We start from the raw sequence: 21,212 nt of genomic DNA on the forward strand, positions 1-21,212 counted from the left end.
GCAGTATGGTTTTCCTGCAAATATTATTGACAGAGGGCGTAAAATTGTATACAATCATACACATATACAAAAGAACATGTTTTTCGTGGAGATAATTAATTTTGGAGGTGTTAAAATGATTGAGTTTAATAAAAAATCAAATACACTAGAGCAGACTCAGTACAGATATTCACTTCAGGATGTATCTGAACCAAATCTTTATAGAGAGATTTATAATTATGAAGAAGTACCTAAGTGCGCATTTAATCATAGAAGGGTTCCTATGAATCCGGCTGATGAAATCTGGATAACAGATACTACCTTCAGAGACGGACAGCAGTCCAGAGCGCCATACACAGTTGAACAGATTGTCAGGCTGTATGATTATCTTAATAAATTGGGAGGACCGAAGGGTATTATCCGCCAGACAGAATTTTTCCTTTATAGTGACAAGGATAAAGAAGCTGTCTGCAAATGTATGGAGAGAGGATATAAATTTCCTGAGGTAACCAGTTGGATAAGAGCATCAAAAAGTGATTTCAAGCTTGCCAAGGAAATGGGAATGAAAGAAACCGGCTTTTTGGTCAGCTGCTCTGATTATCACATATTCAAAAAGCTGAAAAAGACAAGAAAACAGGCTATGGACGATTATTTGAGCGTAATAAAGGAAGCTCTTGAGGTTGGAATTAAGCCAAGATGTCACTTTGAAGACATAACAAGGGCAGATTTTTATGGCTTTGTTGTTCCTTTTGCGTCAGAGCTTAAAAGATTGATGGATGAAAGCGGAGTTCCAATAAAAATAAGGGCATGTGATACAATGGGATATGGTGTTACATATCCCGGCGCTGCTTTGCCTAGAAGCGTACCTGGAATAATTTACGGACTGAGGCATCATGCGGGCTTTCCGGGTGAGCTGCTTGAATGGCACGGACATAATGATTTCTATAAAGCGGTTGACAATTCATCTGCTGCATGGCTGTATGGCTGTTCCTCTGTGAACGGTTCGCTTCTCGGTATTGGTGAGCGTACCGGAAACACACCTCTTGAGGCAATGGTTTTCGAATATTGTTCACTAAGAGGAACAACCGACGGAATGGATACTGCCGTAATAACGGAGATAGCTGACTATTACGAGAGGGAGCTTGATTATGAAATTCCGCCAAGAACTCCGTTTGTTGGAAAGCATTTTAATGTGACACAGGCAGGAATTCATGCTGACGGAATGCTGAAGGATGAGGAAATATACAATATTTTCAATACAGCAAAGCTTCTGAACAGGCCGATTGGTGTTGCGATAACCCAAACCTCGGGTTTGGCGGGAATAGCTCTCTGGATAAATAATAATTTCCGCTTGTCCGGAGAGGATATGATTGATAAAAAGGACCCAAGAGTTGCAAGAGTTAAGGATTGGATTGACGAAGAATACCAGAATGGCAGAATTACCTCCATCAGCGATAAAGAGATGCTGAAAGGAATACAGAAAATAGAACCGGGCTTGATTCCGGCTAAAAAATAGTACTATGGCTTTTTTGACAAAAATGGTATTATTAATAACGGTATTGGCTTATACATTAAATTTTGCTGATTTTGATTGATGCAAAATTAAGAAGCTATTAAAATAGTAGGAGGATTAAAAATGGGCTTAAATTTGGCACAGAAAATAATTAAGAATCATTTGGTCAGCGGGGAAATGGTTAAAGGCAGCGAGATATCCATTAAAATAGACCAGACGCTTACGCAGGACTCAACAGGTACTATGGCATATTTGCAGTTTGAGGCAATAGGAATACCGAGGGTCAGGACAAAAAAATCAGTTGCATATATTGACCACAATACATTGCAGGCGGGTTTTGAAAATGCGGATGACCACAAATATATTCAGACTGTTGCGTCAAAGCACGGGGTTTATTTTTCGAAGCCCGGAAACGGAATCTGTCATCAGGTACAGCTGGAGCGTTTCGGAGCACCCGGCATGACCTTGCTTGGTTCTGACAGCCATACTCCCACAGGCGGAGGAATAGGGATGCTTGCTATCGGAGCAGGCGGACTTGATGTTGCGGTTGCTATGGGCGGCGGTCCGTACTATCTGCCAATGCCCAAGGTCTGTAAGGTTGAACTGAAAGGTAAGCTTAATTCATGGTCAACGGCAAAAGATATTATTCTGGAGGTCCTGAGAGTATTGACTGTTAAGGGCGGAGTCGGAAAGGTAATTGAATATGCCGGGGAAGGCATCAAATCTTTGACTGTTCCTGAGAGAGCTACAATAACAAATATGGGAGCTGAGCTGGGCGCTACAACCTCAATATTCCCAAGTGACGAGGTCACTCTTGAATTTTTGAAGGCTCAGGGCAGAAAGCAGGATTGGGTTGAGCTTTTGCCTGATGCTGATGCTGAATACGACGAGCATGTAGTGATAGATTTGTCAACAGTTGAGCCAATGGCGGCAAAGCCTCACAGTCCTGACAATGTGGAGAAGATTTCCGCTATCGGAAAAATAAAGGTCGATCAGGTTGCTATCGGAAGCTGCACAAATTCATCCTATATGGATATGATGAAGGTTGCCGCAATATTAAAAGGAAAGACTGTGAACCCGAAGGTCAGCCTTGTTATTGCACCGGGCTCAAAGCAGGTATTGACTATGCTGGCACAGAACGGTGCGTTGGCGGATATGGTGGCGGCAGGAGCAAGAATTCTTGAATCAGCTTGCGGCCCGTGTATCGGTATGGGTCAGGCTCCATGTACGGATGCGGTATCCTTGAGAACCTTCAACAGAAATTTTGAAGGAAGAAGCGGAACCACTTCCGCAAAGGTTTATCTGGTAAGCCCTGAGGTTGCGGCTGCAAGTGCCCTTACAGGTGTTTTGACAGATCCGAGGGAGTTGGGCGAGGCTCCCAAGATTGAAATGCCCGAGCAATTCCTGATAAATGATAATATGGTTATAGCACCTGCCCCTGAAGGAAATGATGTGGAGGTTGTCAGAGGCCCGAATATCAAGCCTTTCCCGTTAAACAAGGCATTAGCCGAAAAGGTTGCCGGTAAGGCGCTTATTAAGGTTGGAGATAATATAACAACTGACCATATTATGCCTTCAAATGCAAAGCTGCTTCCATTCAGGTCAAATGTACCCCATCTTGCGGAATACTGTCTGACACCATGTGACCCTGAATTTCCCGCAAGAGCAAAGGCTAACGGCGGCGGATTTATAATAGGCGGTTCAAATTACGGACAGGGCTCAAGCAGAGAGCATGCCGCATTAGCTCCGCTGCAGCTGGGAGTAAAGGGTGTTCTTGCAAAATCATTTGCAAGAATCCATATGGCAAACCTGATTAATTCGGGAATTATTCCTATGACCTTTGAAAATGAAGCAGATTATGATTCGATTGATTTAAATGATGAGCTGGTAATTGAAAATGCAACCGAACAGGTTAAAAAGGCTGATACTATAGTAGTAAGGAATCTTACAAAGAATACTCAGTTTAGCGTAAAGGTAACATTATCCGAAAGACAGGTTCAGATAATACTTGCCGGAGGACTGCTGAACTTTACACGCGAACAGAGCAGGTAGGTATTTGATATAAAGTGATATTTATTTCAATATTGCTTTTTAAAGTGAGTCAGTTAACATAGGCTGGAGCCTCTATACAGCGTTGAAAGCCTTCTTGAAGGTGATTGCAGCTATAGAAGTATGAGGTATTGAAACTGTAAGATAATTGAGAATCTCTGCTTTGGCAGAGGTTCTCAATAAGAGGCTTTACTGAAATTTTGTGCCGGTACTCGGCGTGGGGGTTAATATGGCAAAGTTTGAATATGATGATAATGAAAACTTGGTAAATTCTTTAAGAGGCAAGGTTTTTAACCAGCTTCGGAGTCAAATTCTAACGGGAATATATAAGCCCGGAGACAGCCTGATTGAGCTTCGCCTGTCTGAGGAGCTTGGAGTCAGCAGAACACCCATAAGAGAAGCTATAAGGCAGCTGGAGCTTGAGGGTCTGGTTCATGCCATACCCAACAAGGGTGCTGTGGTTAAGGGAGTAACCGAGCAGGATGTTGAAGATATTTTTACAATCAGAATGAGAATTGAAGGGCTTGCCAGCAGATGGGCGGCAGAAAAAATTACGGAAGAGGAAATTAAGGAATTGAAGGAAGCTCTTGAATTTGAAGAGTTCTACACTATAAAAAATGATGTTGAGCAGCTTATGAAATTTGACTCGAAATTCCATGATATTATTTTCAGAGCAAGTAAAAGTAATCCGCTTATGCATATGCTTAGTACCTTTCATCATTATATTCAAAGCGCCAGAAATAATTCGTTCCATATTCCCGGAAGGCCGGACAAGGTATTTGACGAGCATAAGGCAATTTTTGAAGCTATACGGAAAAAGGATGCGGATACTGCGGAGCAGCTTACTGTTGCCCATATAAGAAATGCCAGAAACAGCTATAATGAAAAGCATCATAAGAGCTGACACAAAATATGTATTGGAAGTAAAAAAACAACCTTGTTATATACAAAGTTGTTTTTTGGTGACTCATAGGGGATTCGAACCCCTGTTGCCGCCGTGAGAGGGCGGAGTCTTAGGCCACTTGACCAATGAGCCATATCTCAGTGACAAAAGCTATTATAGCATGGGGACAAGTGACTGTCAATAACTCAATTTCAATATTTTAATTTTTCCCTCTTGACTAAAGTCAATTACGGTTCAAGCCTTCGCGACGATATATTATCTTTTCAAGCGAATTAAGCCTTTAAGCTAATTTTGAACGCAGTATAGAAATTAATTTTATAAGCTAAATGATTATATATAATTATTATTCCAAGTTTTGTGTTATAATAACTCCTGTGAAAATTTAAAAGCAGGAGTCAGCCAACTAAAGTGCAGTGGCAGATTGGCGTGGAGGACATTATTTATTTATGAAGTTACCTGAGGAATTTGTGAAAAAAATGCGGGAGCTGATGGGCGGGGAATTCGACAGCTACCTGCAATCATATAATAAGCCCAGATTTTATGGCTTACGTGTTAATACATTAAAAATAACGGTGGAGGAATTCCTGAAAATATCTCCTTTCCGTTTGAAGCCTGTACCATGGACAAGGGATGGCTTTTATTACACGGAAGGTGATAATCCGGGCAGGCATCCATATTATTATGCGGGCCTGTATTATATTCAGGAGCCCAGTGCCATGCTTCCGGGAGCGGTAATTGGTGCAGAACCGGGAGAAAGGGTTCTGGATCTCTGTGCGGCACCGGGAGGGAAAACCGTACAGATGGCTGCCGGAATGAAAGGGCAGGGACTGCTGGTGGCAAATGATATAAATGCCGACAGAGTAAAAGCGCTGGTGAAAAATATAGAGCTGTGCGGCATAAAAAACGCGGTGGTGTTGAATGAAATGCCGGACAGGCTTTCCAGAAGCTTTGAAGGATATTTTGATAAAATATTAGTGGATGCGCCCTGTTCTGGAGAGGGAATGTTCCGCAAGGATGAGGATGCCGTCAGAAGCTGGGAAAAATATAAGTGTGAAAAGTGCTGCGGTATGCAGCGGGATATACTTGGGCAGGTTGACAGGATGCTGAAGCCGGGAGGAAGTATTTTATACTCTACCTGTACGTTTTCACCTGAGGAAGATGAATTGATGATAGAGAGCTTTATGAATCAGCATGAGGGCAGCTATGAGCTTGTTGAAATACCTAAAGCCGGGGGAATTGAAGGAGGACGTACCCAGTGGTCAAATGGGTCTTATGACTTCAGCAAGGCAGCAAGACTTTGGCCGCACAGGCTGGACGGCGAAGGACATTTTGCAGCCTTGCTTAGAAAGAAGGCAGATACAGGTGATAATGGCAGTATAAAAGGAGCAGGAAGAACAGAAAAGTCCGTTGCTATAAGTGATGCCGGTGATTTGAAAGCCTTTAGTCCTGAGCTTGCGGAATTTATTGAAAAAAATACAAGCCTCCTATTAAAGGGTCATATTTTTAAAAAGGGTAATAATATATATCATCTGCCGGAACGCTGTCCTGAATTATCAGGGCTGAAGGTCGCTAAATTCGGGTGGTATCTGGGTGAAACAGGTCCGAAGGGATTTATACCTTCACATTCCTTTGCTGTTTCATTAAGTAATGATGAAATCAGGAATAAAATTGATTTTCAATGGGATTCCAGAGAAGTAAACAGCTATCTGAAGGGTGAAACTCTTATTGTACCGGGAGAAAAGCGCTATACAGGAGTCTGTGCTGACGGTTATGTGCTGGGATGGGCGAAGCAGACGGGGGACATGCTTAAAAACCTGTATCCCAAGGGATGGAGAAAGATGTCTTAAGCAGATTACGATTATTTAATTCAAGGGAGGGTTAGACTTGGAAGACAGGCAGCGATTGGACAAGGTGCTTTCTAATTTTGGGTTTGGCTCAAGAAAAGAGATAAAGAGTGCAGTAAAAGCCGGCTTGGTTAAGATAGACGGCATTACTGCCAAGGATAGCGGAGCATATGTTAATCCCGCTGAGAATGCAATAGAAATGAATGGCGAAAGGCTTTATTACAGAAAATATATATATTTAATGATGAACAAGCCGAGGGGAGTTATATCCGCAACCGCCGACAACAAGCAAAAAACAGTTTTTGATATACTGCCGGAGGAATATAAATGCTTTGACTTATTTCCGGCAGGAAGGCTGGATATTGATACTGAAGGGCTTGTGCTGATGACGAATGACGGACAGCTGGCACATGAAATACTGTCACCGAAAAAACATGTTACAAAGCAGTATTATGCTCATATATCAGGAGAAGTCGACAGCAGTGACATAGAAGCCTTCAAAAATGGAGTAGTACTGGGGGACGGATACAAGACACTGCCTGCACAGCTTGAGATACTCAAGTCAGGTGAGCTTTCCGAAATCAGGCTGTCAATTGTTGAAGGAAAGTTCCATCAGGTAAAAAGGATGTTTGAAGCTGTTAATAAAAAGGTTGTATACCTAAAGAGGCTTAGCATGGGTAAGCTGAAATTGGATGAAACCCTTGGACTCGGGGAATGCAAGGAGCTTGAGGAAGAGGAAGTAGCGTTGTTGAAAGCTTGAGAGAGATAATGCTTATGCTTTTAAGCCTGCTGTTTTATGCAGCTTGGTTTTTGAAATTTTTTACTTTAAGAGGCTTTAGCCGATAGTAATTGACTTTTGCCGGTCAGGCGGAAATGAGGATTAGATGAACAAGCAGAGCACGCAAAAATTAGAAATGTTCCTGTTGGGATTGCAGCAGAGAATAACTGAGAACTCCAGTTTTTTTAAGAAAATTACCCTGAAATTTAAATCAGGGACTAAAATGTATGAAGGAACAATTATTTTGCAGGATGACAGACTCCTGTTTCAGTATAACGGAAGAAATGACAAAATGGAAATTTCGTGGCTTGGAGCAAGAGTTTCAAAAATCGCACAGGAATATGAAGCTGTCAGTTTGGTTTATGAAGAACGGGGAACTACGATTTTCATAGATGCAGATAATAAAAATGTAAAAATGAAAACAAAGGATACGGAGATAGCGGAAATTTGCAGAGATCACAATGAAACCTCGCAAATATCCAACAGGGATTATTATATAAAAATAGGAGCTGCAAATGACCTCCTTAAAGCTATAGGCATCCTTAGTGAAAACGGGAAAATAAAAAATGACATGATCAGAAAATATAACCAGATAGATCATTACATTGAGCTTGTGGACGACATACTGAAGTCGCTGTGCTCCGGTTATGACAGCATAAATGTGGTTGACTGCGGCTGCGGAAAATCATACCTGTCTTTTGTCCTGAATTATTATATAAAGGATGTTTTAAAAAAGAATTGTAATTTTATCGGACTGGATATTTCAAAAACAGTTATTGATGCTTCAAAAAAAATTGCAGACTGTCTTGATTACAGAAATATGCAGTTTAAGGTCACAGATATCAGAAACTATACCGCAGACAGGGATATACATCTGGCAATCAGCCTGCATGCCTGTGATACGGCAACTGACGAGGCTATAGCATTGGCTGTGAAAAATAATGCAAAAGCAATTGTAATGGTACCGTGCTGTCAGAAGGAAATATTAAACCAATATACCTTTGATAGGCTCAAAAGCATTACAAAATATGGGGTCCTGAAAGCAAGGCTTGCTGATGTATTAACTGACGGAATTAGGTTAATGCTATTAGAAGCGGCAGGTTATAAAGCATCTGTTGTCGAATATGTTTCACCGCTGGAAACACCGAAAAATTTAATGATAAGAGCCGAAAAGACCGGCGGAGTCAATAAAGCGGCGATTGAAGAATATAAAAGCCTGAAGCAGGAACTTGGAATACACCCTACATTGGAGAAATTAATTCTGCCTTATTTGTAATAAAAAATAAAATATTTGGGAAATAAAAGGGAAATTTGACATATGCTGAAAGATTGTGATATAATATACAAATGAGTTAAAGTTAAAGAGGAAGCATAAAACATATTTTTACTTAGGGAGTGAGACAATGGCAAAAAAATCATATGATGAAAATGGTGTGCTATTATCAAAAAAGACGTTGTACAGTGGTGACATTATAATGGTTAGCTACACAGGCTTATTGGTACAGTCAGGTGCTCAGGATGTTTTCTTGCATATCGGGTTTGGTGATGAATGGGAGAATTCCTCTTTTATACCTATGAAATATGAAGAAGGAACTTTTATTGCCGAATTTGAAATTCAGGAATGTAAGAAATTTGGTATTTGTTTTAAAGACACGGCAGAAAATTGGGACAATAACACAGGAGAAAACTATGTGTTCAGTGTTTCCCAAAAGCCTTTGAAAAAGGACACTGCTGCGAAAAAGGAGAAGAGTACTACTGAAAAGGCACCTAAAACTAAGGCTAAAGCAAAAACAAAGCTGTAAAATTGTTATAATCGGAATTATAAGAAAGGGCTGTCTTGAGAACGTATACTATCTGCAAAATATGTACTTGGATTTTTCTTGATTGTACAATATAATGTAGGGGTATACTATTAAATGGCAGCCTTTTTTCTAATACTATATAATGTCAAAATGAAGGGATTGAGTCCATGCCGGCAGGTTTTGCCAGCATATGCTGCATGGACATAATTATGAAAAAACAAGCGGATAAAATTAATTTAATACAAAAGTATAAGCAATTAACTGCGGGAAAAGACAAAAAACAGTTGATACTGATGTGGAGTACCGTTTTAGTGTGTACACTGACTATTATATTTGTGTGTTCCTGCATAATTTATACTGTAAATCTTAATAAGACACCTAATACTCTACACACCCGGTTTGATGAAGCGAATCAGAAAATGACAAATCAAAAATTCAATTCATACATAAATAGCCTAATTAATAAAAAGCCGGCCGGAAATCAGCAGGGCACCAAGACTGCGGAACCTGAAAAGGGTAACGTAAAGGAAACAGACAAAACAACCCAGAAGGACAATGCTTCTGTAAATAAAACCATCTATAAAGGTGTAAGTACTACACAGGCAGCTATTACCTTTGATGACGGGTACAACAGAAAATATGTTGAAAAGGTTTTAGATATACTGAAAGAAAATAATATTAAATCTACATTTTTTATAATCGGCAAGGTTTTGGACGATTATCCCGAGGTATGGAAACGGGCTGTAAATGAAGGCCATCAAATCTGCAACCATACACAGTCCCATCAAATATTAACCAATATGTCCGACGAAGCTGTTCAAGCAGAAATATCCGGGTGGGAGACGAGCGCTCGAAGGGTATTGGGTGATGACTATCTCACCAGAATGAAAAAGGAATTTCCATATTTGAGGCTGCCCGGCGGGGGTGGGGCAAAGAGCAGCAGAATACTGAAAATTGCTCAGAAGAACGGTTACAAGGTAATAGGGTGGAATGTTGAAACCGTCAGCAGTGTTATTAATCCTTTGAAAAACAAAAAATCCGTTAGTGAAATTTCTGATAAAATCGAGCAGCATGTTGTAAATAATTGCTCTGGTGGCTCTATTATATTGCTGCATTTTAATCAATATGACATGGGAAATATAGAAGCCATAGTCAAGGGACTTAAAAACAGAGGATTTCAAATGAAAACAATTAGTCAATTAATTAAATAACCTGTTGAAACTAAAAATGCAGTAGATTATAATTTTAGGTGTAAAATTTTACATGCTTTTGTGCTTTTATACATGTGAATAAGCAGGGAACATAAATAATATAAATAGAGAATATGAAATTACTATCTTATTATGGAGGTTATTTAAATGAAAAGTGTTATTAAAGATATATCGCTGGCAGATAAGGGCAGGCAAAAAATTGAATGGGTAAGAAAAAATATGCCTATTTTGAGAGGGCTTGAGGAAGAATTCAAGCAGACAATGCCTTTCAAGGGAGTCAGAGTGGTGGTTTCGGTACATCTTGAAGCAAAAACTGCGTATTTGGCAAAGCTATTTGCAATAGGAGGCGGAGAGGTTTCGGTAACAGGAAGTAATCCCCTTTCAACTCAGGACGATGTAGCGGCAGGTTTGGTGGCTGATGGACTTGATGTTTACGCATGGTACAATTCGACAAAGGAGGAATATGAGGAACACTTAAATCTTGCTTTGGGATATAAACCTAATATAATTATTGATGATGGAGGAGATTTGATTAATTTGCTCCACACCTCAAGAAGAGAACTGCTGCCGCACATAATGGGCGGATGCGAGGAGACAACTACAGGTGTTATGAGATTAAAGGCTATGGAGAAGGAAGGCGTTTTGAAATTCCCCATGATAGCTGTAAATAATGCTCAGTGCAAATACTTGTTTGATAACAGGTATGGTACAGGTCAGTCTGTATGGGATGGAATAAACAGAACGACAAATTTGATTGTGGCGGGCAAGAATGTTGTTGTAGCCGGATATGGTTGGTGCGGCAAGGGTATCGCAATGAGAGCGAAGGGCTTAGGTGCAAGTGTGATTGTTACTGAAATAGATCCTATAAAGGCTGCCGAGGCAATTATGGATGGCTTCAAGGTAATGAAGATGTCTGAAGCGTCTAAGGCTGGGGATTTATTTATCACAGTAACCGGATGCCGTGATGTCATAACTGCCGAGCACTTCAAAAATATGAGGGACGGAGCTATTTGCTGCAATGCCGGGCATTTTGATGTTGAAGTATCCGTTAAGCAGCTGGAAGATATTGCAGTTGAAAAGCAGGAGCAGAGGCATAATATCATGGGTTACAAATTGGCGAACGGCAGATGGATAAACATTTTGGCTGAAGGAAGATTGGTGAATCTGGCAGCGGGCGACGGCCATCCGGCTGAAATAATGGATATGAGCTTTGCTTTGCAAGCTATGTCGGCAAAATATATGCTTCATAATTATAGCAAGCTGGGTAAAAAGGTAATAGATGTTCCTGCGGAGCTGGATGCTGCTGTTGCAGAAATGAAATTAAAATCATGGGGTGTTAAGACAGATAAGCTGTCAAAGGAACAAAAAAAATATATAAACAGCTGGACAGAATAGTTAAAGAATTTATTTTAAGTATGACAGTCTGAGGCTCATGGAGGATTGGCGGTTTGGACTTATTAATAAAAAACATTGATATTGTCACTATGGATGATTGCAACAAAGTGATTAAAAATGGTTATATCGGTATAAAAGACGATAAAATCAGCTTGGTTTCAGATAGTCTGCCAAAAGGCACCCAATGGAAGGAACAAATCGACGGAAAGAGAAAAATTGCAATTCCGGGGCTTGTTAACGGGCACAGTCACAGTGCGATGACGCTAATGAGAAATTATGCCGACGATATGGCTTTGGAGACATGGCTGTTTGATAATATATTCCCTGTTGAGGCAAAGCTGACGGAAGAATTTGTATACTGGGGGACTATGCTTGGTATTGTTGAGATGCTCAAATCAGGAGTAATTGCATTTGCCGACATGTATATGTTTATGGAGGAAGTTGCACGTGCGGTTACCGAGACAGGTATCAAGGCAAACATATGCAAAAGTCCCGTGCAGTTTTTTGAGGACGGAGAGCTGAAAAGGCTGGACAAAAGTCAGGGGACGATAGATTACTACAATAAGTATCATAATGCCGCTGACGGCAGGATAAAGGTATTTGTTGAAATACATTCTACATACATGTTCAACGAGAGAACACTGGCAAATGCGGCAGCACTGGCAAAGCAGCTGAATACCGGTATTCATATACATCTTTTGGAAACTGCTGCCGAGGTTGAATCCAGTAATAGGGATTATGGCATGACGTCAGTGGAAATATGCAAAAAAACAGGCGTTTTGGATGTTCCGGTATTGGCCGCACATTGTGTTCATATGACTGACAGTGATTTGGAGATAATGAAAGCAGCGGGAGCAAGCATTTGTCATAATCCAACCAGCAATCTAAAGCTGGGAAGCGGTATTGCAAGAATTCCGGATATGCTGGATATGGGAATTAATGTATGCCTGGGAACAGATGGTGCTGCCAGCAACAATAATTTGAACATGTTTGAGGAAATGAATCTTGCAGCGCTGATACATAAGGGAGCTGCAATGAATCCGCAGCTGATGAAGGCAAAGGATGTACTGAAAATGGGTACCTGTAACGGAGCCAAGGCACTTGGCTTTGAAGATTCAGGTATGATAAAAGAGGGAATGAAGGGCGATTTAATATTGATAGATACTGATAAGCCTCATTTATATCCTAAAACCAATCCTGTATCAGCCATTGTTTATTCAGCTCAAGCATCAGATACAGACACTGTTATCATTGACGGAAAAATAATTATGCAGGATAGGAAGTTCAAGAATATTGACGAGGAAAAAGTAATGTTTGAAGCTGATGCCTTGTCAAGAAAGCTCTTGACATAATTTACATAAAGGTTTTTTAAAGCATATGTCAAATAATTATAGAATAAACTATAATTATGTCTTGGGGGATAATGTAATGTCTGTTAGTATAAGCTTATGGTCAGCTATAGAAGGAGAAATACAAAGATTTTTATCCAGCTATTATCAAATGGATATCCAAAAAGAAGAACAGTGCCAAAACTGGATAAGTGATTTTTTCAATCCTTTGGAGTCGATTGATATGATTAGTGCATTAATGGATAATTTTTATAAATATAAACTTACTATGTATATACATATGGAGAACGGGTATTTGCATAAGATAACGGAAGAAAACTATAACGATGTTATAAAAGGTCTTTTTGAGATATATTATTTGTCTGCCTGAACAATATATTAAGTTTTAAGAGTTTTAGGGCAGTTGGTTTTATTCATTAAGTCGGTATTTCAATTTTATATTGTTATGTTATAATATCTGTTGAGAGCTTAAATTTCCCAATATCTATTAATTATTGAAGCCACATGGGAGATGCTTTTTATTATTTTTTAGCCAGTTTGGGCTAATGGAGGTTAATGCATGAATCAAGATAACATTCAAGAGGAATCGGATTTTGCTCAGGCGAATAGTACAACTTCTGCTGAACAGGCTCTTGAAGCTAAGTGTAATGATAATGAATCTGCTGTTGATTCGGAGGAAGGCTTTATCCCGGCAGGAGGCTCTGCAGATAATTCATTAAGCGCGGACAATAGTTTTCAGCCGGAAAGTAGCAGCAGTAAGCAATACAATAATAATCAGGTAAGCAATCTGGAGAGACAGCTGTTATTAAATAACAGTAATCCTTTAAATATCAGAAGCTTAAGCAATTGGACAAAAGTTATTCTGACAGCTTTGTCTGTTATGATTCCAGGAATCGGGCAAATTATCGGAACAATAGCAGGCTTGGTATTTGTCGCTAATGACAGGGATTCGGACAGAAGATTATATGGGGCAGCATTAATAACAGTTTCGATGATTGCATTTGTGCTGTCAGCAATTTTCTGGTTTACATTTATTTTGTCCTTTGGACCTGAGCTGTTCTACTGATGTTTGATACTGGAGGTTTTTGAAATTCAAAAAAAGGATGTCAGAAGAAAATACCTTTCAATTAGAAGCAAAATGGAAAAAAACGACGTAACGGAGAGGTCTTCATGTATTGCTGAAAAATTAAATCGAATGGAATATATAATAAATGCAGCAAGCATCATGTGTTATGTCAGCTTTGGCAATGAGGTATTTACCCATGAATTGATAAAAAAATGGATAAGAGAGGGCAAGCAGGTAAGTGTGCCCTGTACGGTTATAAATAACGAGCAAAAATATATGCATGCTGTGAGGATAAAGGCTTTTGATGAGCTTAAAGCAGAAGGAAACTATGGTATACCGGAGCCGATTTTACGGAAATGCAATATTATCAGGCCTGATATGCTGGATATAATTATTGTACCGGGAAGTGTGTTTGACATTCATAAAAACAGAATGGGCTACGGAGCAGGATTCTATGACAGCTTTTTAAGCGGGGTGTCAGGCAGATGTCAGAAGATAGGGCTGTGTTTCGAGTTTCAGCTTTTAGACAAAATACCTTTTGAGGAATATGATGTACCTCTGGATTTATTAGTTACGGAAAAAAGAATAATTGTTTAGCTGATATGCCTTTAGGTGTTAGACGGAATCCATATATGGACTGTTAAAGTTTGTATGCCGGATTCTTTTTATTTTCCTTGCGACGATATTCATATCGATTTTTAGGTGGATTAAGCTTTTAAGCTGATTTTGAGTATAGTTTGGGTTTGAATTTGTTTTGACTTTAGGAGGCTTCAGCCTTAAACCCAAGCTATCGGACGATTATATCGTTTATTTAGCAGATAGTAATTGACTTTGATAGTATATTATATTTATAAATTCAATGGACAAATTTTAATATTCAGGTATGGTGAATATAATTAGATTAGGACTTATATATTTTCAGCATTTTTATTGGGAAATGAAAAAATGGTCTGATAGCTTGAAGGAACTTGGAAGGTATAAGAAAAAAATCTTGCGTACCGCTGCGAAGCAGAGGTTTGCTACATTGCTTTTCATAATTTTTTGGGCCTATACTTGGCGTGGAGGTTAATATGGCAAAAATCAAACAGCACAGGATTCAGAACATTTATAAAGAAAAGATTAATATTGTAGACTTGCTTTACAAGCTTATAACTATCAAATTTTGAAAGATACAATCTGCAAAAAAATACAGAGCTCATTTTTTTGACCGAAAAAATTCTCAAAAAACCCTTTATTCCAAAAAATAATTCAACCAATTTATATACGTCAGCTGATTATCGTTTAAATTAAGGAGGTAGCAGTTGTTATGCTGGGGTTTAATAAACCTGATATTAATTATCATATTGGAATTTATGTAAGACAGAGCAGAGACGAAAATGATGAAAATTTAGAAACAATAGAAACCCAAAAAAGACTGCTGATAGATTTTGTGGCTAAAAATAGCTTGGGTACTATTTTTAAAACGTATGTGGATGATAATGTTTCCGGAGCAGGCTTTGAAAGGCAGGCATTAGACGAGTTGAAAAAGGATGTGCTGGCATGTAATGTAAATCTTATTGTTCTGAAGGATTTATCAAGGCTGGGAAGAAATAATGCCAAAACTCTTTTGTTCCTTGATTTTTTAGAAGAGTACGGAGTCCGTGTCTTGACGGCAGACGGAAGATATGACAGCATCAAGGATAATGAAACGGTTGGTATTGATACTTGGTTTAATGAACGGTATATCAAATAATAGACATATTTTTATATGTGCTTTTAATATTATCTGATATGCTATAATTTGATGGGTGCTTCAGCAGCGTGGAATAGGGCTTATTTATGGTATTGATTTCGAGAGAACAGATGTTGAGGACGCTATGAAAAAATTCTTAATTTGACGGATATACCCCACGGGCATGGACTGTTTTGCACAGTCTGCCCATTGGGTGCATTGCTGTAAAGGCCTCAAACTATCTGTCATACAGAACAGTACATACAATAGATATAATCAAAGCAAAGGATATATACGTATTCCAAAATTATCATTTCTGCAGCCCTTGCCTTTAATGTATTCGACCTTTTCAAGAACACTTTTAAGCAGCAGATTTTTATTTTCAGGGGTTTCCAGATTGTAGTATTCACTGATAACCTTTGCTGCATGAGGAATAAAGTCAGTCTTTAGCAGTTGTTTGTTATCAAGAGTATTCTGGTATATAGCAGAGGTTTTGTCAAGCTTCTGTGTAAGTGCATCTATTTTTCGGAAAACAGCATCGGCTCTTTCTGTAAAAATATCAATGGAGTATACTCCTTTTTCCAGCAGGACATAAATATTATCCTTCTGAATATATGCTTCGGAAAGCTGTTTTTTAAGTAAGCCTATGCTGCTCTTCAAGGCGGCTTCTTCTGAATCGGTGCCTTGTGTTTTTTTAGTTATATCAAAGCTGTATCCGTCCAGATATTCCTGCAAAGCAGAAAGAATTTCAGCTTCAACGTATTCAAATTTACTGCTTTTATTTCCGCATTTATTTCGGCATATAACATGAGCGCTTGATTCCTGATAGGGCCTATATTGCATTTTACTGCCGCAAACCCCGCATATTAATATTCCGGCAAGTGGGTTACTTAGGCTAGTGGCTGGTTTTACAGGAGATTTTGTATTTTTTTGCATAATTAATTCGGCTCTTTCAAATATTTCATAAGAAATCAGTGGTGGGTGCTTGCCTTCGGAAATTATCCACTTTTCCTTGGACTGCTTTCTGCTGGCATTTTTCTTTTGGCAGGTCCGGTAGTTCAAGGTTTTACCCCATACAATTTTTCCTGTATAAACAGGATTTTTTAATAACCCTGAAACAGCCCAGCAGGTCCAAATATTATTTTTGTTTGTTTTAATACCCATATTATTGAGTCTCTCTGCAATTATCTGAGAGCCGGCAGATTCATTCACATACCAGTCAAAAATACTTTTTACGATATCAGCTTGCTCGGGATGAGGTTCTAATGTCCTGCTGAATTTTTCTTCTTTAATTATGTAGCCAAAGGGAGCGTAAGGAGAATTATAATTTCCGCTTTTTACAGAGTGGATTACTCCGCGCTGAAGGCGTTTCGTAATCATTTTATATTCCTTTCGGCTCATAAAGGCCTCAAATTCGCTGTATTCCTCATCAAATTCGTTTGATAGGTCATATGTTTTATCCGGAGTGATTATTTTAGTATCCGTGTTTTTAAAGGCCTTCAAAATAATGCCCTGTTCTTCCATGTCTCCGCGGCCCAGCCTTTGGAGATCCATTACGAGAACAGCATCATACAGACCGTTCTGGACACCCTTCAGCAGTTCAAGCATTGCCGGCCTGTATAACAGACTTTCTCCGGAAACCAACTCCTCATATATTTTGATAATAGTAAGCTTTTTGGCATTGGCAAAGCTCAGGAGATCCTTACGGTGCTTTGCCAATGTTTCGCCTCTACCAAGCTCCTTTTCTATTTTTTCATCCTCTCTTGATTTTCTGAGATAAATACAGGTTTTAATCATGGTGGTTATGCTCCGGTATCATATTTATATTCGCATGCTTTTTCTTATCTGTACAGGCTTCAGGTATATAATACTCCTAATGTATTTTTATGCTGCTGATAATGAAAATAATAGTCATGATGGAAATATGATATCGGAAATAACTCTGGAATGGCTAAATAAAAAACAATCCAAGCATACACCTTGGATTGTCTGTAAGATATGTTAAAAGATAAAATTGTTTAGAACCGACCGGGCTTAATCCCTCCAATCATGGCAGAAGCTTATATTTCATGCTTTTAGTTAAGATATTATAAGTAACTGACGCGTTTTCGATAATTTCAGTATTTTTATACGAAAGGCCTGCGGCAAACTCAACAGTGCTGTTGTCTATCCATTTTACATCACTGTACAGACCGCTGTAATTTTCATGGTCTATCCTCTCCCATATTTCATATTTCTTATCCCTTGCAAGCAAAAATCTTGCGCTTTCAATGAGCTCGGGGCTTATTAAACCGTTTTCCATATCAAAAACAATGAGATATGTGCTTTTATTTGAACAAGTGGTTACTGCAATATTCTTTTTGTCCGGAGACAGCACTATAGATGTTATATACATACTCGGTTTGCCGAAGGCAAAAAATTGGCTGAGTTCGTCATTTTTTATCAACCAGAGTTCATTATAGCTGCCATAGTCCGAATAATTGTTAAACAAGGTAAATACAATTGAGCCGTCTGCCAAATGATAAATGTTTGGATTGTCATAGGTTTTTGTCAGAATACTTAGGGAAAAAGCCGCGGCGTCCGAAAGCTTTTTATCAGTATTTTGCAAAAATGGCTTGATAGCGTTGATAGCCTTTAAGCGGATTTCATTATCTCCATAGTATTCTACCAGCTTGTTGATAGAAAAGTACTGGGTATAAATATCATCCGACCGCAGGCCTTTAAAGTAGACCTCCGCACCATAGTGCTCCGCTGAAGCGTCGGCAATTGCCATTTGCTCGGTCGATAAATATCTCAGATAAAAAGAGCTTGCATTGTTTTGGATTGTACTTGCCGCAATAGTTGTGATTGCAATAACAATACATATACATGCTGCTGCCATCACAGCCAGAGGGCGTACCGGCTTTTTTCTTTTGAGCAGTATTTTCTGTGTGAGTTCTGCCTTAAAATCTTCAGTAATTTCAAGATCAGAAAGCCTTGAATCGATTGCAATTTTAATATTGTCATTCATAGCAATAATCTCCCTTTAATTCTGATTTCAGCCGTTCTCGTGCCCTTTTCAAACGTATTGAAGCGGTTGATTCAGGTATATGTAATACCTCGGCAATCTCGTGAATCTTTAGCTCCTGATAATAATAAAGAAGTATGATTTCCCTGTATTTTACAGGCAAGGACATAATTACTCTCAAAAGTGTGTCATCCTGTATCATTTCAGCTTCTGTGGCAGGAATTGTTTCCAGTACTGCCTCAGCATCAATCCGTTTCCACCAGTTTGACCGCAAATAATTTTTGCATACATTGATGGCGATTCGCATAATCCAGGTCTTTTCAGAGCTTTTTCCGTTGAAGCTGGAATAGCCTCTGTATACTTTTAAAAGAGTGTCTTGAACTGCATCCTCTGCAAGGTGATAATCCTTTAAATATAGGAAACTCATTCTAAGAAGGGAATCCCCATACTCCCCGATGATTTTATTTATATCAGGCAAATCATTTTTTTTTGAGCCCAAATTTATCAATCTCCTTCCGATTATTAGACACATAAAAGCTGAAAATACTTTCAAATATTAAAAAAAATATGTATACAAATAAGAATGGAGATTAAACCGGAATAAATTGCTATATGGCAGCATGAACTGACAGAATGACAGGGTTCGCTGGTATCACCTTAAGCTGTTAATATTTTTTGCTTTGATAATCTGAAACAAGCTTAAGGCAATAGGTCTTGAGCATTTCAACTGAATTTTTTAATAGATGCCTGGAAACAGACGATGCTTTGTTTGCAGGCAATAGGACTTGAATTCCTGCTGAAACCTATTCAGCATTGCTTTTTCCTCAACATGAATCCGGATACTATAGCAAATAAAGCAGAGAATAAGGGAAAGAACTGCTCCGAGAATATGACGGTACGCAAGGGTAACTCCCAGAAGACTTATAATGCTGCCTGAATAAGCCGGATTTCTGACAATACGGTATAAGCCGGTTTGTACCAAATGCTGTTCCTTGCTTGTTTGCACCGCAAGCGTAAAGGCCTGCTTGAGCGTTAAAACCGCTGTGACCCTGATAAGTATTCCCAATAAAATCATTAAAACACCTATGTAAAAGAATGCATAAGGTAACAGCCAGCTCTGCACAGTTTGGCTAATTTGCCGGCTTCGGAATATAACAGCTAAAAATATGCTGCCAAAAAACGCCAGTAATATAAAAAGTAGGGTTCCGCTGTCAGAGCGTTTTTTTGAAGAAAGCCTGCCGGCTTTTATTGAAGAAAACATAATAATAAGCTCTGTGAATAAAAGTAAACCTAAAGCAATATTAAAAATTATAAAATCTGTTGTATTTAAAAATTTGGTCGAATCACCCATGTATCGAACATCTCCTTAAAAACTTTACCTTTATACCGTATAGTTAAGATTTTGATTTTTGCTATTATATCATAGGATAGCACTTATATTGACAATTCAAATATTATTAAACGAATTCCTTGCAATAATAGCCTGTAAATCCAGTATAACCCTAAGAGAAAACCTGTCAAGAGAAAAATTAAAATTTTATGAATAAGATTGAATTTTTCTGATTTGGCAAGAAGGTTTTGAATGTTAGGTATAATTATATAAAATGTAAAATTATGTTTTATTATATTAAGTTGTTTGCTATAATGAGTACAGGATAATTTATTATTATCCTGTATTTAATAATAACAAGTATGCTAATTGTCTGCATCAGGAGGAGCTTGCTATGGAAAATACTGTTAATATGGAGTACTCTATAAAACGATTTCAATCATCCAAGGATAAAGATTTCATAAAAGCCCTGATGATATATAATTCTACAATTCCTGTAGATACTAAAACAAGTTCAAATGAAATAATCTATTTTGTTGACCATAGCATTTTACAACCCAAAAGAGAAATGTTTTTTTTCGGGCTTTTTGCAGGTGGTGAGATTGTCGGCTTCATGGAAACAGGATACTTAATAACCACAAAAACAATTATTATTGACTATATTGTATTGAAAGAAGCATATCGTCTTAACAGTGTGTTTTATCCACTCTTTAGCTTAGTACAACGATATTTTTCAGAACATATGATTGATTTTGACTTTATCGCTACTGAGATTAGTACAAAATGCCCAGAGGAATCAGTTGATGTAGAAAGCTTCTTTTCTAAAAAAATGCTTCAAATGGAAGACTTTCGCATTGTAGAATTATTGTATAGGCAACCTAAGTTAGGTCTTAACAATGAAGAAAGTAATTTCGATTTCGAATTAATGATAAAGTCAGCACAATCCGTCGTTTCAATGTAAGCGCTTAATCTTGGGGTGTCTTGCTTGAGTCTTTATGACACCATGATGGCAATTCGGGTGACCATGGCAGATAGGGTGTCAGAGATTCTTGCGTTAATTCTTTCAAGCCCGGCAATTTTGACAGTAGATATACCAAATACATATATGGGTTGAGTTGATTCGCTTTCGCAGACTCAATCATGCTGTATACAAGGGCACTGGCTTTAGCTCCACGGGTCGTATCGGCAAAGAGCCAGTTTTTCCTGCCTGTGACATAAGGTCTAATAGCATTTTCAGCACGATTGTTGGATATTTCAATTCGTCCATCCAGCAG

General features: G+C 38.6%; 20 protein-coding genes and 1 tRNA gene. 15 read left to right on the forward strand and 6 right to left on the reverse strand.

Annotated features, from left to right (window positions below):
- Positions 1-115: 115 nt before the first annotated feature.
- From LY28_RS06030 to LY28_RS06040, 3 genes are all read left to right on the forward strand, one after another.
- The gene (locus tag LY28_RS06030; RefSeq protein WP_110461279.1) at positions 116-1,495 is read left to right on the forward strand and encodes a beta/alpha barrel domain-containing protein; all 1,380 of its coding nucleotides are present in this window, start codon (positions 116-118) and stop codon (positions 1,493-1,495) included.
- A 120-nt stretch (positions 1,496-1,615) separates the two neighbouring features.
- Entirely contained in the window at positions 1,616-3,544 is a 1,929-nt protein-coding gene (locus LY28_RS06035; RefSeq protein WP_110461280.1) for an aconitate hydratase, read from the forward strand.
- Between the two features lie 226 nt (positions 3,545-3,770).
- The gene (locus LY28_RS06040; protein ID WP_110461281.1) at positions 3,771-4,445 is read left to right on the forward strand and encodes a GntR family transcriptional regulator; all 675 of its coding nucleotides are present in this window, start codon (positions 3,771-3,773) and stop codon (positions 4,443-4,445) included.
- Positions 4,446-4,501: 56 nt separating this feature from the next.
- Here LY28_RS06040 and LY28_RS06045 read toward each other — a convergent pair.
- Positions 4,502-4,577: transfer RNA gene (locus LY28_RS06045), tRNA-Glu, on the reverse strand.
- A gap of 314 nt (positions 4,578-4,891) precedes the next feature.
- Here LY28_RS06045 and LY28_RS06050 point away from each other — a divergent pair.
- The 11 genes from LY28_RS06050 to LY28_RS06100 all read left to right on the forward strand — a co-directional run bounded on the left by LY28_RS06050 (position 4,892) and on the right by LY28_RS06100 (position 15,622).
- Positions 4,892-6,292 carry an RsmF rRNA methyltransferase first C-terminal domain-containing protein gene (locus tag LY28_RS06050; protein WP_110461282.1) on the forward strand — a complete coding sequence of 467 codons (1,401 nt, stop codon included), beginning with the start codon at positions 4,892-4,894 and terminating at the stop codon, positions 6,290-6,292.
- A gap of 37 nt (positions 6,293-6,329) precedes the next feature.
- Positions 6,330-7,049 (forward strand): pseudouridine synthase, encoded by a 720-nt coding sequence (locus LY28_RS06055; protein WP_110461283.1) that lies wholly within the window; start codon positions 6,330-6,332, stop codon positions 7,047-7,049.
- 124 nt (positions 7,050-7,173) lie between these two features.
- Positions 7,174-8,343 (forward strand): class I SAM-dependent methyltransferase, encoded by a 1,170-nt coding sequence (locus LY28_RS06060; protein WP_110461284.1) that lies wholly within the window; start codon positions 7,174-7,176, stop codon positions 8,341-8,343.
- Positions 8,344-8,470: 127 nt separating this feature from the next.
- Complete coding sequence (locus LY28_RS06065) at positions 8,471-8,869, forward strand: carbohydrate-binding protein (protein WP_110461285.1); 399 nt, start codon at positions 8,471-8,473, stop codon at positions 8,867-8,869.
- A gap of 209 nt (positions 8,870-9,078) precedes the next feature.
- Positions 9,079-10,080, forward strand: a complete 1,002-nt coding sequence (locus LY28_RS06070) for a polysaccharide deacetylase family protein (RefSeq protein ID WP_165835507.1) — start codon at positions 9,079-9,081, stop codon at positions 10,078-10,080.
- A gap of 147 nt (positions 10,081-10,227) precedes the next feature.
- Positions 10,228-11,475, forward strand: a complete 1,248-nt coding sequence (locus tag LY28_RS06075; RefSeq protein ID WP_110461287.1) for an adenosylhomocysteinase — start codon at positions 10,228-10,230, stop codon at positions 11,473-11,475.
- Positions 11,476-11,528: 53 nt separating this feature from the next.
- Complete coding sequence (locus LY28_RS06080; RefSeq protein ID WP_110461288.1) at positions 11,529-12,827, forward strand: amidohydrolase; 1,299 nt, start codon at positions 11,529-11,531, stop codon at positions 12,825-12,827.
- A 76-nt stretch (positions 12,828-12,903) separates the two neighbouring features.
- Entirely contained in the window at positions 12,904-13,194 is a 291-nt protein-coding gene (locus LY28_RS06085) for a hypothetical protein (protein WP_110461289.1), read from the forward strand.
- Positions 13,195-13,383: 189 nt separating this feature from the next.
- Positions 13,384-13,890 carry a hypothetical protein gene (locus LY28_RS19340; RefSeq protein ID WP_207658058.1) on the forward strand — a complete coding sequence of 169 codons (507 nt, stop codon included), beginning with the start codon at positions 13,384-13,386 and terminating at the stop codon, positions 13,888-13,890.
- Positions 13,891-13,893: 3 nt separating this feature from the next.
- A complete protein-coding gene (locus tag LY28_RS06095) occupies positions 13,894-14,487 on the forward strand; it encodes a 5-formyltetrahydrofolate cyclo-ligase (RefSeq protein ID WP_242981164.1) in 594 nt (197 codons plus the stop codon).
- 709 nt (positions 14,488-15,196) lie between these two features.
- The gene (locus LY28_RS06100) at positions 15,197-15,622 is read left to right on the forward strand and encodes a recombinase family protein (protein ID WP_110461290.1); all 426 of its coding nucleotides are present in this window, start codon (positions 15,197-15,199) and stop codon (positions 15,620-15,622) included.
- 255 nt (positions 15,623-15,877) lie between these two features.
- Here LY28_RS06100 and LY28_RS06105 read toward each other — a convergent pair whose 3' ends face one another.
- From LY28_RS06105 to LY28_RS06125, 4 genes are all read right to left on the reverse strand, one after another.
- Positions 15,878-17,398, reverse strand: coding sequence for a recombinase family protein (locus LY28_RS06105; RefSeq protein WP_110461291.1), 1,521 nt, complete (start codon positions 17,396-17,398; stop codon positions 15,878-15,880).
- Between the two features lie 250 nt (positions 17,399-17,648).
- Complete coding sequence (locus LY28_RS06115; protein ID WP_110461293.1) at positions 17,649-18,611, reverse strand: hypothetical protein; 963 nt, start codon at positions 18,609-18,611, stop codon at positions 17,649-17,651.
- A complete protein-coding gene (locus tag LY28_RS06120; protein WP_242981165.1) occupies positions 18,604-19,107 on the reverse strand; it encodes a sigma-70 family RNA polymerase sigma factor in 504 nt (167 codons plus the stop codon). Before LY28_RS06120 ends, LY28_RS06115 begins: the two co-directional genes overlap by 8 nt.
- A gap of 237 nt (positions 19,108-19,344) precedes the next feature.
- A complete protein-coding gene (locus LY28_RS06125) occupies positions 19,345-19,959 on the reverse strand; it encodes a methyltransferase family protein (RefSeq protein WP_110461295.1) in 615 nt (204 codons plus the stop codon).
- A 373-nt stretch (positions 19,960-20,332) separates the two neighbouring features.
- On the opposite strand from LY28_RS06125, the gene LY28_RS06130 reads away from it, so the two are divergent.
- A complete protein-coding gene (locus LY28_RS06130) occupies positions 20,333-20,899 on the forward strand; it encodes a hypothetical protein (protein WP_110461296.1) in 567 nt (188 codons plus the stop codon).
- 4 nt (positions 20,900-20,903) lie between these two features.
- Here the strand turns inward: LY28_RS06130 and LY28_RS06135 are convergent.
- The coding region (locus LY28_RS06135; protein ID WP_133250178.1) for an IS66 family transposase at positions 20,904-21,212 on the reverse strand (309 nt) is incomplete at its 5' end.

The sequence above is a fragment of the Ruminiclostridium sufflavum DSM 19573 genome (genome assembly GCF_003208175.1).
Lineage (GTDB): Bacteria > Bacillota > Clostridia > Acetivibrionales > DSM-1351 > Ruminiclostridium > Ruminiclostridium sufflavum.